This window comes from Stappia sp. ICDLI1TA098, assembly GCF_054880955.1.
In genome coordinates this window covers 1,259,440-1,272,827 of sequence record NZ_JBTZBT010000001.1, presented here as the reverse complement: position 1 = coordinate 1,272,827, position 13,388 = coordinate 1,259,440, and the positions used below count along the sequence as shown (strand labels likewise).

The window sequence follows — 13,388 nt, the reverse complement described above, 5'->3', positions numbered from 1 at the left end:
TACTGTCGCGAACGACCGCCATGAGGGCGCAAAGCGGTTGCCTGGATCTTTTGGTCCGACGGCTCCCGCTGGACCGTAGGAGCACGCAAATTCATCTTGCGGAAGCGTCGATCCGGCTCCGGCGGCCATGGCCGAGGCAGGGAAGCGCTTCGTTTCACCTTCCCGCCAGCCGCTCGACCAGAAAGTCCATCTCGCTCGACAGCGAGGCGCCCGGCAGGCCGATGAAACGCTTTTCCAGGCTGATGGCGACGAGGCCGTGGACGGCGGCGAAACAGGTGCGGGCGCGCGCGGCGAGAGCCGCCTCGTTCAGGCTCGGATCGAGGGCGTGTATCTCGCTGCCGATGAAGGAGAGCAGCATGACGTTCTCCTGCCTGTGCTCCTCCGGGATCGGCTTGTCATCGGGCAGATCGTGGTCGAAAAGGCCGCGCCACAGGTTGGCGTTGTCGCGCGCGAAACCGAGATAGGCGGCGGCGAGCGCCTTCAGGCGGACAACCGGACCGGACAGCCCCCTTGTTGCCGCCGTCATCGCCGCGCGGATGCGTGTCAGGGTTATGCCGTTCACCGCGATGATCAACGCGTCGACATCGGCATAGTGCTTGTAGACCGAGCCGACCGAACAGCCCGCCCGCTCCGCCACCGCGCGGATCTGCAGGGCGCGCAAGCCCCCCTCCTCCATCAGCGCGGTCGCCGCCGCCAGCACCCGGCGCTGCGTCTCCTCGCTCCTAGCCTTCTGCATGCCCGCCATTCGTCCTGCCCCGACCCGATAATTGAACATTGTTCATTTTCTTCTTGACCCTGCCTCCCCAGCGTGATTTTGTCAAATGGTGAACATTGTTCACTTGTGCAGTCCGCCCCGCGCAACCGCGCCGCATCGCACGTCACGCCGAAACCAACTGACCCGACTTTCAAGGAGACACCGCCATGCAAGACTTCGCCCCCAAGCATTCGCAGGCCTGGACGCTGTTCACGATGGCCAGCTTCGCCGTCGCCGCGACAATGACGACGATCGGCATCTACTCCATGGAGGCGAGCTTCGCCGCCAAGGGCTTCTACGCCATGGCCGCGGTCATGCTGGTGCACACCACGGTGGCGCTGACCAAGACCCTGCGCGACCGGGAGGAAGCGCTGAAGTTCCACAACCGTATCGAGAATGCCCGCACCGAGAAGCTGCTGATGGATGTCGGCGCCTCCGGCAAATCCTGATGCCGCAAAATTCCTCTGCCGGCCGCGCACGGCCCCACTGCCCTCAAGGGAGGCCCTCATGACCAGATCCTTGATGAAATCGCAGCGCTTCGCGCCGCTGTTCTGGACCCAGTTCCTGTCCGCCTTCAACGACAACTTCCTGAAGAACGCGCTCGTTTTCCTGATCCTGTTCCACGTCGCCGACGGCTCCGCCGCGCTCGTCTCGCTGGCCGGCGCCGTTTTCATCGCCCCCTTCCTGCTGCTTTCCGCGATGGGCGGCCAGATCGCCGACCGCTGCGACATGGCAACCGTCGCGCGGCGGCTGAAGCTTGCCGAAGTCGGCGGCGCGGCGGTCGCCGTTGCCGGCATGGCGCTCCAGTCGATCCCCCTCCTCTTCGTCGCGCTCTTCATTTTCGGCACGATCTCGGCGCTGTTCAGCCCGGTGAAATACGGCATCCTGCCCTATCACCTGGACACCGAGGAATTGCCGCGCGCCAATGCCTGGATCGAGGCCGGCACGTTCATCTCCATTCTCGGCGGGACGATCGCCTCGGGCCTTCTGTTCGCCCGCGGCGAGGCTCCGCTCCTCTTCGCGCCCGTCATGATGACGCTTGCCGCCGTCTGCTATCTCGTCAGCCGCAAGATCCCGTCCACGCAGGTCGCGGCCCCCGGCCTGAAGATCGACGCCAACATCCTGCGCTCGACCTGGGCCATCCTCGCCGATCTCGCCCGCGACAGCCGCCTGTTCCGCGTCGCCGCCATGAGCGCCTGGTTCTGGGTCGCGGGTGCGGTGGTGATGGCGGTGCTGCCGGTCATCGTCAAGGAGGTGATGGGCGGTGGCGAAGCGGCCATCACCTTCTTCCTTACCGTCTTCGCGGTCTCCATCGGCATCGGTTCGGCCATTGCCGCATGGTTCTGCGCCGGCCGGGTCGTGCTTCTGCCGGCGGTGCTGGGCACAGCGCTGATGGCGCTCTTCAGCCTCGACATCCATTTCGCCGTCAACGGCTTCGCCGCCCCGGCCGCCCAGCTTCCGCTCGCCGACTTCCTCGGCCAGGCGGGCGTGGCGCGCATGGCGCTCGACATGGCGGGGCTGGCGATTGCCGGCGCGATGCTGGTGGTCCCCACCTTCACCGCGTTGCAGACCTGGGCTGCCCCCGATCACCGGGCACGGACCATTGCGGGTGCCAACGCATTGGGCGCGGCCACCATGGTCGTCGCCGGCGTCGCGCTCGCGGTGGCGCAGAAACTGGGCTTCGGCGTGTCGAGCGTGATGCTGGTGCTGGCCGCGCTCAACGCTCTCGCCGCCGTGGTGATGCTCAAGACGCTGCCGACCTCCCCCTTCCGCGACCTCATCTCCATCATCTACCGCGCCTTCTTCCGCATGGAGGTGAAGGGGCTGGAAAACCTGCAGAACGCCGGTGAGGCACCGATCCTGGCGCTCAACCATGTGAGCTACCTCGACGCCGCCATGGCGCTGACTCTGAGCGAGCGGAAGCCCACCTTCGCCATCGACTATCATGTCGCGCGCAAGCCCTGGATCAAGCCGTTCCTGAAGCTCGCCAACGCCCTGCCGGTCAACCCGGCGAAGCCGATGGCGACGCGCTCGCTGATCAAGGTGGTCAATGCGGGCGAGCCGATGGTCATATTCCCGGAAGGAAGGATCACCGTCACCGGCAGCCTGATGAAGGTCTATGACGGCGCGGCCATGGTCGCGGACAAGACCGGGGCGAAGATCGTGCCCATCCGCATCGACGGTTTCGAGAAGACGCCGTTCTCCTATCTGAGCCCGACGCAGATCCGCAAACGGCTTTTCCCGAAGGTGACGGTGACGATCCTGGAGCCGCAGCACTTGACCGTGGCCGAGGATCTGAAGGGTCGCAAGCGCCGCGCGGCGGCGGGCTCCGCGCTCTACGGCATCATGTCCGACCTGATGTTCTCGACCAGCATCCGCGAGGACAAGACCGTGGTCGAGCGGGTCATCGACACGGCGCGTGAACGCGGCATGAAGACGACCGCCATCGAGGACCCGATCACCGGCCCCCTCACCTATGGCACCTTGCTGACCGGCGCGGCCGTGCTCGCGCGCAAGCTGACAGACATGCTGCCGGACGAGGAAAACGTCGGTCTGATGCTGCCCAACGCCAACGGCACTGTCGTGACCATGCTGGCGCTGATGTCCGCGGGCAAGGTGCCCGCGATGATCAACTTCACTGCCGGCGCACGCAACATCGCCTCCGCCTGCCGCTCCGCCAAGGTCACGACCGTGCTGTCCTCGCGCGCCTTCATCACCCAGGCGAAGCTCGACGGTCTCATCGCCGAAGTCGGTCAGCAGGTGCGCTTCATCTGGCTGGAGGACGTGCGCCAGGAAATCGGCTTCGCCCGGAAGGTCGTCGGACGCCTGAACCGCACCCGACCGCTGGCGACCCGCAGCGCCTCGCAGGTCGCCGCGATCATGTTCACCTCCGGCTCCGAGGGCCAGCCCAAGGGGGTGGTGCTGAGCCACCGCAACATCCTGGCGAACGCGGCGCAGGCGGCGGCGCGCATCGACTTCACGCCGAGCGACAAGCTCTTCAACGTGCTGCCGATGTTCCATTCCTTCGGCCTGACGGCCGGCACCATCCTGCCGCTCGTCTCCGGCGTGCCGATCTACCTCTACCCCTCGCCGCTGCACTACCGCATCGTTCCCGAGCTGATCTACGCCTCCAACGCGACGATCCTGTTCGGCACCGACACGTTCCTGAACGGCTATGCGCGGATGGCCCATGCCTACGACTTCCGCTCGCTGCGCTACTGCTTCGCAGGCGCGGAGCCGGTGAAGCCGTCCACCCGCCACACCTACATGGAGCGCTTCGGCGTTCGCATTCTGGAAGGCTACGGCGTCACGGAGGCCGCCCCCGTCATCGCCATCAACACGCCGATGTTCAACAAGCCGGGCACGGTCGGAAAACTGCTGCCGGGCATGACGGCGCGGCTTGAGAAGGTGCCCGGCGTCGAGGTTGGCGGTCGGCTGCATGTCGCGGGCCCGAACGTGATGCTCGGCTACCTGCTCGCCGAGGAGCCCGGCGTCATTCGTCCGCTTGGCGACGGCTGGCACGACACCGGTGACATCGTCGACATCGACGAGGACGGGTTCCTCGCGATCAAGGGCCGGGCGAAACGCTTTGCCAAGATCGGCGGCGAGATGGTGTCGTTGGCCGCGGTCGAGGAGATGGCCGGCCATCTGTGGCCTGGACACCTGTCGGCGGTGGCGGCCATGGCCGACGACCGCAAGGGCGAGCGGCTGGTGCTCATCACCGAATGTCCGACCGCGACCCGCGCCGATTTCCTCGCTCACGCCAGGAAGACCGGCGCGCAGGATCTGATGGTTCCGGCCGAGGTCCGCGCCGTCGCTAAGGTTCCGGTTCTGGGCACCGGCAAGCTCGACTTCGCCGCGATCAACCGGCTGGCCCAAGCCGGAGACCAGACCGGCTGAGGCCGAACCGCCGACATCCGCAAGGCCGTGCCCGCTTTGAGCGGCGCACGGCCTTTTTCCCGCGTGAGGCACCCTCTCCATCGGCCTCCCGCAGCGCCCCGCCTGGAACACCCGCGGCAGCCTCAAGCCGCTCCGGCGCATCCCCACCTGGCACGACAAGATTGCGGCCGGCGCCCTGTCGGCCCTAGCCTCGGTGGCGGCCGGCGCCCTCCCGCCGCGGCCGGATCATGTAAACCGCTCAACGACGGAGAGAATTATGGTGGTCAAGCGCATAGTCGCCAACATCGCGGCACCACAACCCGATGCCGCTCGCGCCTTCTACAGCGAGATCCTGGGCCTCGACGTCGTCATGGACCACGGCTGGATCATGACCTTCGCCGCACCGCCCGCCCTCGGCGCGCCGCAGATCAGCATCGCCAGCGAGGGAGGCTCCGGCACGCCGGTCCCCGATCTCTCGATCGAGGTCGACGATTTCGAGGATGTGCTGCAACGCGCCAGAGCGGCAGGACTTGCCGTGGAATATGGCCCCCGGCAGGAGCCCTGGGGCGTGAGGCGATTCTACGTCCGCGACCCGTTTGGCCGCCTCGTCAACGTGCTTACCCACCTGGAAACGACACAGCCGCAACGCACTGAGTGATCCTCCGCAAAAAGCCTTCGTCCATCTCCCGCAGCAGTCGCGACAATCCCCCCCCTTCCTTTTCAGCGGTTCGCTCGAACCGGCTGCGCCTCACCGCTGCAAGCCATTGCAGGCCCTCGCAGGCCCAAAGAATGACGTGACCCATAGCGTCCGCAAGGGCTTTCGTGCCCATGCCTTCAGGTGTCAGGGCGCCGCGCGCGCGGTACCGAGCACCAGTGCCCGACATGCTCTGGCTTGAGTGCAAATCCCGCAATACGGAACGACAGACCTTATTTTGAGATTCCAGATTGACGACAGGCTTTCTCTGTCCCTACAGTTTTATCGGAACTAGATTCCGCTAATCGGAATGGAAGGGATTTTTGAATGAACGTCGATGCTAGGATCAGCGCGCTGGACAAGCCTGCGCTGAAGTCGCGGCTCACCGGCATCCTGCCCCCGGTGACCATGCCGTTCGACGCGCAAAGCCGGCTGTTGCCGGAGGCGATTGCCGCGCAGATGGAATGGACGCTCGCCGCAGGCGCCTCGGGCGTCGTCGCCGGCGGCTCCACGGGCGAGGGACACGCGCTTTCCGACGGTGAATTCCGCGACGCAATGTTCGCCACCGCCGAGGCGGTCGACGGGCGCGCGCCCTTTGTCGCCGGGCTGATCGTCAACTCCACCAAGGAGGCGATCGACCGGGTGAAGATGCTCGACGGGCTGAAGATCGACGCGCTGCAGGTCACGCCGGTGCACTATCTCTTCAAGCCCGGCGCCGACGCCACGGTGCGCCACTTCAAGACGATCTGGGAAGAAACGGGTATCCCGATCCTGATCTACAACGTGATCCCGTGGAACTACCTCGACATCAACCTGATGCTGCGCGTCATGGACGAGGTGCCCGGCGTGGTCGGCATGAAGCAGAGCTCCGGCGACCTGAAGTCGCTCTCGGACCTGATCCAGACCTGCAAGCCCGACAACATCGTGCTCACCGGCATCGACGCCCTGCTCTACCCGGGCTTCGCGCTCGGCGCGGATGGCGCGATCTCGGCGCTGACCGCCGCCCTGCCCGGCGCGACGACGAAGCTCTTCAAGCTGACGCGCGCCGGCAATCACCCCGAGGCGCTGGAACTGCACCGCCGCCTCAACACGCTGTGGAACGCGCTGCGCCACGACAACCTGCCGGCCTGCGTCAAGTACATCCAGCATTGCCAGGGCCTGCCGATGTACGCACCGCGCGCGCCGATGGAGCCGGTCACGGCCGAGCAGCGCACGGCGATCGACGCCGCCCTCAAGGGCCTGATCTGACCGCCTCGCCGAACTGACGGCCGCCGCCCAGCCCCACAGGGCCGGGGCGGCGGCACCGGTTGCGGACCCGGAGGAGCGGGCGCGCGACCGACTGAAAAAAGCCAAAGGGTTCTATGGAGGAAGCCCCATGATCACGAAGTTCAAGCGCACAGCCACCCTCGCCGCCGCGGCGGCGCTCATGCTCGCCAGTGGCCCCGCCTTCGCCGACTATCCCGACCGCGCCGTCACCATCATCTGCCCCTGGTCGGCGGGCGGCGGCTCGGACGCCACGGCGCGCATCGTCGCCAAACTGCTGCAGGACGAGCTGGGCCAACCGGTCAATGTCGTCAACCGCACCGGCGGCGGTGCCGTGATCGGCCACACCGACATGGCCGAGGCCAAGCCCGACGGCTACACGCTCGGCAACATCACCACCGAATTGTCGATGTTCCACTGGCTCGGCCAGTCCGACCTCGACTACACGTCCTACACGCCCATCGGCCTGTTCAACGCCGACTACGGCGCGGTCTTCGTGGCCACCGGCTCGCCCTACAAGACCCTGCAGGGCCTCGTCGACGCGCTCAAGCAGGACAGCGCCGCCGTGCCGGCGGGCGGCGCCAACATCGGCGGCGTCAACCATCTCGCCTGGGCGCAGCTCGTCAACGAGGCCGGCGGCGGGGAAGCCTTCTGGGTGCCTTCCGAGGGCGCGGCCCCCGCGCTCCAGCTTCTGACCTCGGGCGTCATCCAGGCGGCGGTGGTTCAGTTCCCGGAGGCGCGCGCGCTGCTCGACGCCGGCGAGATCCGTCCGCTCGCCACCCTGGGCACCGAGCGCAACGTCAACTATCCGGACGTGCCGACGGTCAAGGAAGCGGCCAACCTCGACGTCGCCATCAGCGGCTGGCGCGGCCTCGCCGCGCCCAAGGGGACCGCGCCCGAGATCGTCGCAACCCTCGGCGCCGCGCTCGAGAAGGTTACCGCCTCCGACGAGTTCAAGGCCTTCATGGAAGCCCGCCAGTTCGGCCCGACCTACCTCCCGCCGGAGAAGTTCGAACAGTATCTCGCCGACCGCGACGCCCAGTTCGGCAACGCGCTGAAGGCAGCGGGCCTCGCCAAATGACGAGCAGGCCGTCCACCACGGACGACAGCGCCCCGGCATCCGCCGGGGCGTCCCCGCCCGGGCCTTCGCAAACCTCCCCGCTTCTCGATCTTGTCATCGCCGGCGTGTCGCTGGCGATGGGCGTGGCACTCGTCATCCACGCACAGGACTACCGGGCGATGATCCCGCGCACGGTGATCGGGCCAGGCCTGCTGCTGACGATCTGCGGCGTCGTCTTCACCGGCCTCGGCGTGACAATGGGTCTCGGCGCGGTCCGCCGCCTCCCGGTCGGCGCCCCCCGCGGCGCTGCACCGCAGTCCCTGCGCTTCGCCTTGCTCGTTCCCGCACTTCTGGTCGCCGCGCTGGCGGCGACGCCGGCCATCGGCTTCCTGCCGGCCGCCGCCCTTTCCGCATTCGTGCTGATGAAGGCCAGCGGCGCGCGCTGGCTGCCGGCGCTGGGGGCAACGCTCGTGCTGGGCGCGGCCGTCCATCTGGCGTTCGCCGAAGTCATGCGCGTCCCGTTGCCTGCCGGCAGCCTGTTCTGAGAGGAAGGCCCGTTCAATGCTCGACACCCTTGCGCAGGCCGTGGCGCTGGTCGGCACGCCGACAACGCTGCTGGCGATCCTGCTGTCCTGCGCCTTCGGTCTCTTCGTCGGTGCGATCCCGGGCCTGAGCGCGACCATGGCGACCGCGCTGCTCGTGCCCTTCACCTTCTATCTGGACCCGATCCCGGCCATCGCGACGGTGATCGCCTGCACGACCATGGCGATCACGGCAGGCGACATTCCCGCCGCGCTGCTGCGCATTCCCGGAACCCCGTCCTCCGCCGCCTATACGGACGAGGCGCACGCCATGACGCGCAAGGGAGACGGCGGGCAGGCGCTCGGCACGCTTCTGGTCTCCGCCTTCCTCGGCGGCCTGTTCGGCTTCGCCGTGCTCGCCATCGCCGCCCCGGCGCTCGCCACGGCGGCGCTGCGCTTCTCCAGCTTCGAGTATTTCTGGCTGGCGGTCCTCGGCCTGTCCTGCTGCGCCCTCGTCACCGGCGGCTCGCTGGCGAAGTCGACCTTCGCGCTGTTCGTCGGCCTGCTCGCCTCCTGCGTCGGCATGGACCCGCTCACCGGCGCCGCGCGGCTGACCTTCGGCAGCACCAACCTCATGGGCGGCCTGTCCTTCGTCCCGGCGATGATCGGCCTGTTCGCCATCAGCGAGCTGATGAACGGAACCCAGACCGGCGCGACCGGAGGCGTCACCCGCATTCGCAATCCCTTCGCCGGCGTCGGAACGATCCTGCGCCGGTATCGGGTGAACCTTCTGCGCGGCGCCGGCCTCGGCACGCTGATCGGAGCGCTTCCCGGCGCCGGTGGAGACCTCGGCGCGTGGATCTCCTATGCCAACGCGCGCCGCGCCTCGAAGACGCCCGAAAAATTCGGCACCGGGCACCCGGAAGGGCTGGTCGAGGCGGGCGCGACCAACAACGCCGCGCTCTGTTCCGCCTGGATCCCGGCCACCGTCTTCGGCGTTCCAGGCGACGCGGTGACGGCGATCGCGGTCGGCGTCCTGTTCATGAAAGGGCTGAACCCCGGCCCGCAACTGCTGACGGAAAATCCGCAGAACTTCTACGCCGTCATCCTCATCTTCCTGATCGCCAACCTGCTGATCCTGCCGCTCGGCTATCTCGCCATCCGCGCCGCCGGGCTGATCTTCTCCGTGCCGCGCGCCTATCTCAACGGCGGCATCCTGCTCTTTTGTGCAATCGGCGCCTTTTCGGTCAACAACTCGCTTTTCGATGTTGGCGTCATGATAGGCTTCGGCATCATGGCCTGGATCTTTTCCCGCGCCGCGATCCCCGTTGCGCCCGTCATCCTCGGCCTCGTCATGGGCCCGCTGGTGGAGCGCAACTTCCTCACCTCGATGATTGCCTCGCGCGGCGACTTCCTGGGCTTCTTCGAACGCCACGTCTCCGCCACACTCGGCGTCGTCACTCTGCTCGTGTGGCTGATTCCGCTCGCGCGGATCGCCTGGCGGAAGATCTCCGCGACCCGATCTCTCCGGCATGCGGAGGCACACGCCTCGCGCCATCCGGAAACGCACTGAACGAAAGGTCCTGCCATGAAAAAGCTCATCAACGACCCGCGCAACACCGTCGCCGACCTGCTCAAGGGCCTGGTCGCCAGCGACCCGGCGCTGGCGCTGCTGGAGGGAGAGGCTGTCGTTCTGCGCGCCGACATTCCCCAGGACACGGCAAAGCGCCCGGTCTCGATCATTTCCGGCGGCGGCAGCGGGCATGAGCCGGCACACGCGGGCTATGTCGGCGAAGGCATGCTGTCGGCCGCCGTCGCCGGCGACGTCTTCACCTCGCCGAGTGTCGATGCGGTGCTGGCGGCGATCCTCGCCACCTCCGGCCCCAAAGGTTGCGTGCTGGTGGTCAAGAACTACACCGGCGACCGGCTGAACTTCTCGCTCGCCGCCGAGATGGCGCGCGAGGAAGGCATCCCGGTGGAAGTGGTCTTCGTCGCCGACGACGTGGCGCTCGGCGAGCGCGTGCCTCGCGACCGCCGACGCGGTATCGCCGGCACCGTGCTGGTGCACAAGGTCGCGGGCGCGGCGGCGGCAAGCGGGCGGACGCTGGAGGAGATCGCCGGGCTCGCCCGCGGCGTCGCAAGCGACCTGGTGAGCATGGGCGTCGGCCTCGGCTCCTGCACCGTCCCTTCCGCCGGCAAGCCGGGTTTCGAACTGGGCGAAGACGAGATCGAGTTCGGCCTCGGCATTCACGGCGAAAAGGGCGTGGAACGCAGTCCCATGCGTCCCGCAACCGAGATCGTCGACCGCCTGCTCGACACGCTGGTCGCGGAACTGCCGTCAAAGGGGCGCGTCGGCGTTCTGATCAACGGGCTCGGTGGCACCCCGCCGATGGAGCTGGCGATCATCGCCGGGCTCGCGCTCGACAGCCTGAAGACGCGCGGCCTCCGACCGGAGATGATCTGGACGGGGAATTTCATGACCGCGCTGGAGATGCCGGGCTGCTCGATCACGCTGCTGCCAATCGACGATGCGCGCGCGACCTGGCTCGCAGCACCGACGAAGGTCCGCGTCTGGCCGGCGACCGCAGGCGTGGGCACCGGCAAGCGCGTTGCTGGCAGGCAGGTCGAAAGCACCATCCCCGCGCCTCAGGCAGGCCCCCTGACCCCGGCACTGAAGGCCGCCGGCGCGCGCGCGGCACAGTCCATGATCTCGGCCGAAACGCTGCTCACCGACCTGGATGCCAAGGCCGGCGACGGCGATCTCGGCGCCAGCATGTACCGCGGAGCGGAAGCCTTGAAGGCCCTGCCGGACGGCGCATACAACACCCCGCGCCTGTTCCTCATGAGCCTTGCCGACGCCATGCGTCGGGCAATCGCCGGAAGCTCCGGCCCGTTCTACGCATCCGCCCTGATGCGTGCGGCCCATGCCCTGCCCGACAGCGCACAGCCGGCTGACGAGGACTGGGACCGCGCCTTCGCGGCCGGCATCGGTGCCGTTTCCGACATTGGCGGAGCAAAGGCCGGCGACCGCACCATGGTCGATGCGCTTGCCCCCGCGCTCGCCGCCTGGCAGGCGGCGCGGCAGTCCGGCCGCCCCCTTGAGGAGGCGCTCGCGGCGGCCGCGACGGCTGCGCGCGAGGGAGCGGAGGCGACCAGCGAGATGTCGCCCAAGCTCGGCCGCGCCAGCTACCTCGGCGACCGAGCTCTCGGGCATGCCGACGGTGGCGCGGTCGCCGTCGCCATCTGGATGGCCGCCCTTGCCGGCAAGGACGCCAGCGGGACCTGGCAAGGCTGAGAACGCCCCGTCCGGCGGGGTGTGAAACCCGGCCGAAACACGAGACAGTTGAAGCCGGCTGCGCTAGATTCGCAGCCGGCCCCAAGGGAAGATGCGGAATTCATGGACCAGAACGATGCTCGGGCACCGGAGACAACGCCGGTCAAACGCGATGAAGGAATGAAGTCGCTCGGCAAACTGGTGCGGGTGCTCGACTGTTTCACGACATACGACAGAACCCTGTCGCTTGCCGAGATCAGCGACCGGACCGGCTTTCCGCGGTCGACGACGCACCGGCTCATGGCCTCCTTGCGGGACGTGGGCTTTCTCGATCAGGACCGGCACCGCGACGCCTACAGGCTCGGCCTGAAGCTCTTCGAGCTCGGCAACATGGCACTGTCCAACCTCGACATTCACCGTGAGGCCTACCCCATCGTCGATGCGCTCGACCGGATGACGGACCATGTGGTGACGCTGGCGATCTTCGACGGCTACCGGGCGGTGGTGATCCGGCGCACGGAAACCGGCAGCGACCCGGCCTCCGGGGTCAACCGGATCGAAAACGCCCCGGCGCATTGCACCAGCGTCGGCAAGGCGGCGCTCGCCTTTCAGCCCGACGAGGTCGTCGACCGGCTGGTCGAAAGCGGGCTGCCGAAATACACCGACACAACCATCACCGACGGCGACCGCCTGCGCGAGGAACTGCGTGTCATCCGCGAACGCGGCTATTCGCTCGACGAAGGTGAACACCGCCCCGGCCTGCGCTGCGTGGGAGCACCGATCCGCAACCAGAACGGCAAGGTCTTCGCCGGCCTGTCCGTCTCCGGCCCCAACTGGCGCCTCACCGAGGCCGACGTCGAGGAACTGGCCAAGGTGGTGGTCTATCACGCCGACCAGATCTCGCGCAGCCTCGGCTACACCGGCGCCTGAACGCCGGCGCGCCATGCGACCCCGTTCAGACCACCGCTCCCGCATTGGCGTCGGCCACCCAGCCGAGACGTTTCGAGATCGCCTCGGCGTGGCCGATCACATAGGGCGCGAGCTGAAGCTGGCGCTCTTCCGGCATGCGCCGCGCCGGGCCGCTGGCCGAAAGGGCCGCGATCACCCGGTTCGACGAATTGCGAATGGGTGCCGCAACGCAGCGCACGTTGATCTTGTGCTCCTCACGATCGAGCGCGTAGCCGCGCTCGCGGATCCCGGCCAGTTCCTCCAGCAGCGCCGAGGGCTCGACGATCGTGTGGGGCGTGAAGCGGTCCTGGCCGGCGGCGATCACCCGGTTGATGATCGGCTCTGGCTGAAAGGCGAGCGTCGCCTTGCCCACCCCCGTGCAGTAGCAGGGCGAGATCTCCATCACGATGGTGTCGTTTTGCTCGCCCGTCGGGCCACCGACAGCGCGCTCGACGAAGACCATGCGCTCGCCGTCGAACACACACAGATGCACGCTCTCGCTGGAGAGGCTGCTCAGCGCCTCGCAGATCGGCCGCGCCTTGCGTTGCAGGTCGAGATTGTTGAGCACTGTGGCGCCGAGCTGGAACAGCCGCAAGCCGAGGCGATACGCATCCCGAGCCCGGTCCTGCTCGAGGAAGCCGACCTCCTTCAGCGCCAGAATGGAGCGGTGCGCCGTGGAGCGTGGCAACCCCGTGCGTTCGGCGATCTCCGAAACGGAGAGCGTGCGCTCCGTTGTCGAGAAGCAATCCAGCACGCTCACCATCTTGCCCAGCGTCTTGACGTTCTTGGTCTCCATCTCCCCTCCCTCATATCCCGCATTACGAGATTAATAGTAGCAATCAGATTTTCCTACAACCAAACACAAATCCCGCATTCCGGTATAATATTGCAGTGCAAATAAAGACGTGAGCGTTATCGCATTGCACAATTGTTCAAAAATAGCTGCTTCTTCGACTTGCATCAAAAAGAAAATCAATTCCAATCCCGCATTGTGG

At 67.2% G+C, this 13,388-nt stretch carries 11 protein-coding genes; 9 read left to right on the top strand and 2 right to left on the bottom strand.

The features are described from left to right. Positions 1-154: 154 nt before the first annotated feature. Complete coding sequence (locus ACSLUQ_RS05730) at positions 155-736, bottom strand: TetR/AcrR family transcriptional regulator (protein ID WP_417774412.1); 582 nt, start codon at positions 734-736, stop codon at positions 155-157. A gap of 185 nt (positions 737-921) precedes the next feature. Between ACSLUQ_RS05730 and ACSLUQ_RS05725 the strand changes: the two genes are divergently transcribed. The 9 genes from ACSLUQ_RS05725 (at position 922) to ACSLUQ_RS05685 (ending at position 12,375) form a co-directional block, all read left to right on the top strand. Continuing rightward, positions 922-1,203 carry a YiaA/YiaB family inner membrane protein gene (locus ACSLUQ_RS05725; protein ID WP_461807943.1) on the top strand — a complete coding sequence of 94 codons (282 nt, stop codon included), beginning with the start codon at positions 922-924 and terminating at the stop codon, positions 1,201-1,203. Positions 1,204-1,261: 58 nt separating this feature from the next. Next, positions 1,262-4,654 carry an acyl-[ACP]--phospholipid O-acyltransferase gene (locus ACSLUQ_RS05720; protein ID WP_461807942.1) on the top strand — a complete coding sequence of 1,131 codons (3,393 nt, stop codon included), beginning with the start codon at positions 1,262-1,264 and terminating at the stop codon, positions 4,652-4,654. A 256-nt stretch (positions 4,655-4,910) separates the two neighbouring features. Beyond that, positions 4,911-5,291: a VOC family protein gene (locus ACSLUQ_RS05715; RefSeq protein WP_417774409.1), complete on the top strand. Its 381-nt coding sequence runs from the start codon at positions 4,911-4,913 to the stop codon at positions 5,289-5,291. Positions 5,292-5,654: 363 nt separating this feature from the next. Beyond that, complete coding sequence (locus ACSLUQ_RS05710; protein ID WP_417774408.1) at positions 5,655-6,575, top strand: dihydrodipicolinate synthase family protein; 921 nt, start codon at positions 5,655-5,657, stop codon at positions 6,573-6,575. A 127-nt stretch (positions 6,576-6,702) separates the two neighbouring features. After that, the gene (locus ACSLUQ_RS05705) at positions 6,703-7,671 is read left to right on the top strand and encodes a tripartite tricarboxylate transporter substrate binding protein (protein ID WP_461807941.1); all 969 of its coding nucleotides are present in this window, start codon (positions 6,703-6,705) and stop codon (positions 7,669-7,671) included. Continuing rightward, positions 7,668-8,195 carry a tripartite tricarboxylate transporter TctB family protein gene (locus ACSLUQ_RS05700; RefSeq protein ID WP_461807940.1) on the top strand — a complete coding sequence of 176 codons (528 nt, stop codon included), beginning with the start codon at positions 7,668-7,670 and terminating at the stop codon, positions 8,193-8,195. Before ACSLUQ_RS05705 ends, ACSLUQ_RS05700 begins: the two co-directional genes overlap by 4 nt. Positions 8,196-8,211: 16 nt before the next feature. After that, on the top strand, positions 8,212-9,744 hold the full coding sequence (locus ACSLUQ_RS05695) for a tripartite tricarboxylate transporter permease (RefSeq protein ID WP_461807939.1): 1,533 nt from the start codon (positions 8,212-8,214) through the stop codon (positions 9,742-9,744). A gap of 15 nt (positions 9,745-9,759) precedes the next feature. Further along, positions 9,760-11,466 (top strand): dihydroxyacetone kinase family protein, encoded by a 1,707-nt coding sequence (locus tag ACSLUQ_RS05690; protein ID WP_461807938.1) that lies wholly within the window; start codon positions 9,760-9,762, stop codon positions 11,464-11,466. 102 nt (positions 11,467-11,568) lie between these two features. Next, positions 11,569-12,375, top strand: coding sequence for an IclR family transcriptional regulator (locus tag ACSLUQ_RS05685; protein ID WP_461807937.1), 807 nt, complete (start codon positions 11,569-11,571; stop codon positions 12,373-12,375). Positions 12,376-12,400: 25 nt separating this feature from the next. On the opposite strand, the gene ACSLUQ_RS05680 is transcribed toward ACSLUQ_RS05685, so the two are convergent. Next, positions 12,401-13,189 carry an IclR family transcriptional regulator gene (locus ACSLUQ_RS05680; protein WP_417774402.1) on the bottom strand — a complete coding sequence of 263 codons (789 nt, stop codon included), beginning with the start codon at positions 13,187-13,189 and terminating at the stop codon, positions 12,401-12,403. Between the last annotated feature and the right edge of the window lie 199 nt (positions 13,190-13,388).

Coding starts and splice junctions, on each gene's coding strand:
- ACSLUQ_RS05730 (WP_417774412.1), bottom strand. CDS start 736: ATGCAGAAGGCTAGGAGCGAGGAGACGCAGCGCCGGGTGCTGGCGGCG.
- ACSLUQ_RS05725 (WP_461807943.1), top strand. CDS start 922: ATGCAAGACTTCGCCCCCAAGCATTCGCAGGCCTGGACGCTGTTCACG.
- ACSLUQ_RS05720 (WP_461807942.1), top strand. CDS start 1,262: ATGACCAGATCCTTGATGAAATCGCAGCGCTTCGCGCCGCTGTTCTGG.
- ACSLUQ_RS05715 (WP_417774409.1), top strand. CDS start 4,911: ATGGTGGTCAAGCGCATAGTCGCCAACATCGCGGCACCACAACCCGAT.
- ACSLUQ_RS05710 (WP_417774408.1), top strand. CDS start 5,655: ATGAACGTCGATGCTAGGATCAGCGCGCTGGACAAGCCTGCGCTGAAG.
- ACSLUQ_RS05705 (WP_461807941.1), top strand. CDS start 6,703: ATGATCACGAAGTTCAAGCGCACAGCCACCCTCGCCGCCGCGGCGGCG.
- ACSLUQ_RS05700 (WP_461807940.1), top strand. CDS start 7,668: ATGACGAGCAGGCCGTCCACCACGGACGACAGCGCCCCGGCATCCGCC.
- ACSLUQ_RS05695 (WP_461807939.1), top strand. CDS start 8,212: ATGCTCGACACCCTTGCGCAGGCCGTGGCGCTGGTCGGCACGCCGACA.
- ACSLUQ_RS05690 (WP_461807938.1), top strand. CDS start 9,760: ATGAAAAAGCTCATCAACGACCCGCGCAACACCGTCGCCGACCTGCTC.
- ACSLUQ_RS05685 (WP_461807937.1), top strand. CDS start 11,569: ATGGACCAGAACGATGCTCGGGCACCGGAGACAACGCCGGTCAAACGC.
- ACSLUQ_RS05680 (WP_417774402.1), bottom strand. CDS start 13,189: ATGGAGACCAAGAACGTCAAGACGCTGGGCAAGATGGTGAGCGTGCTG.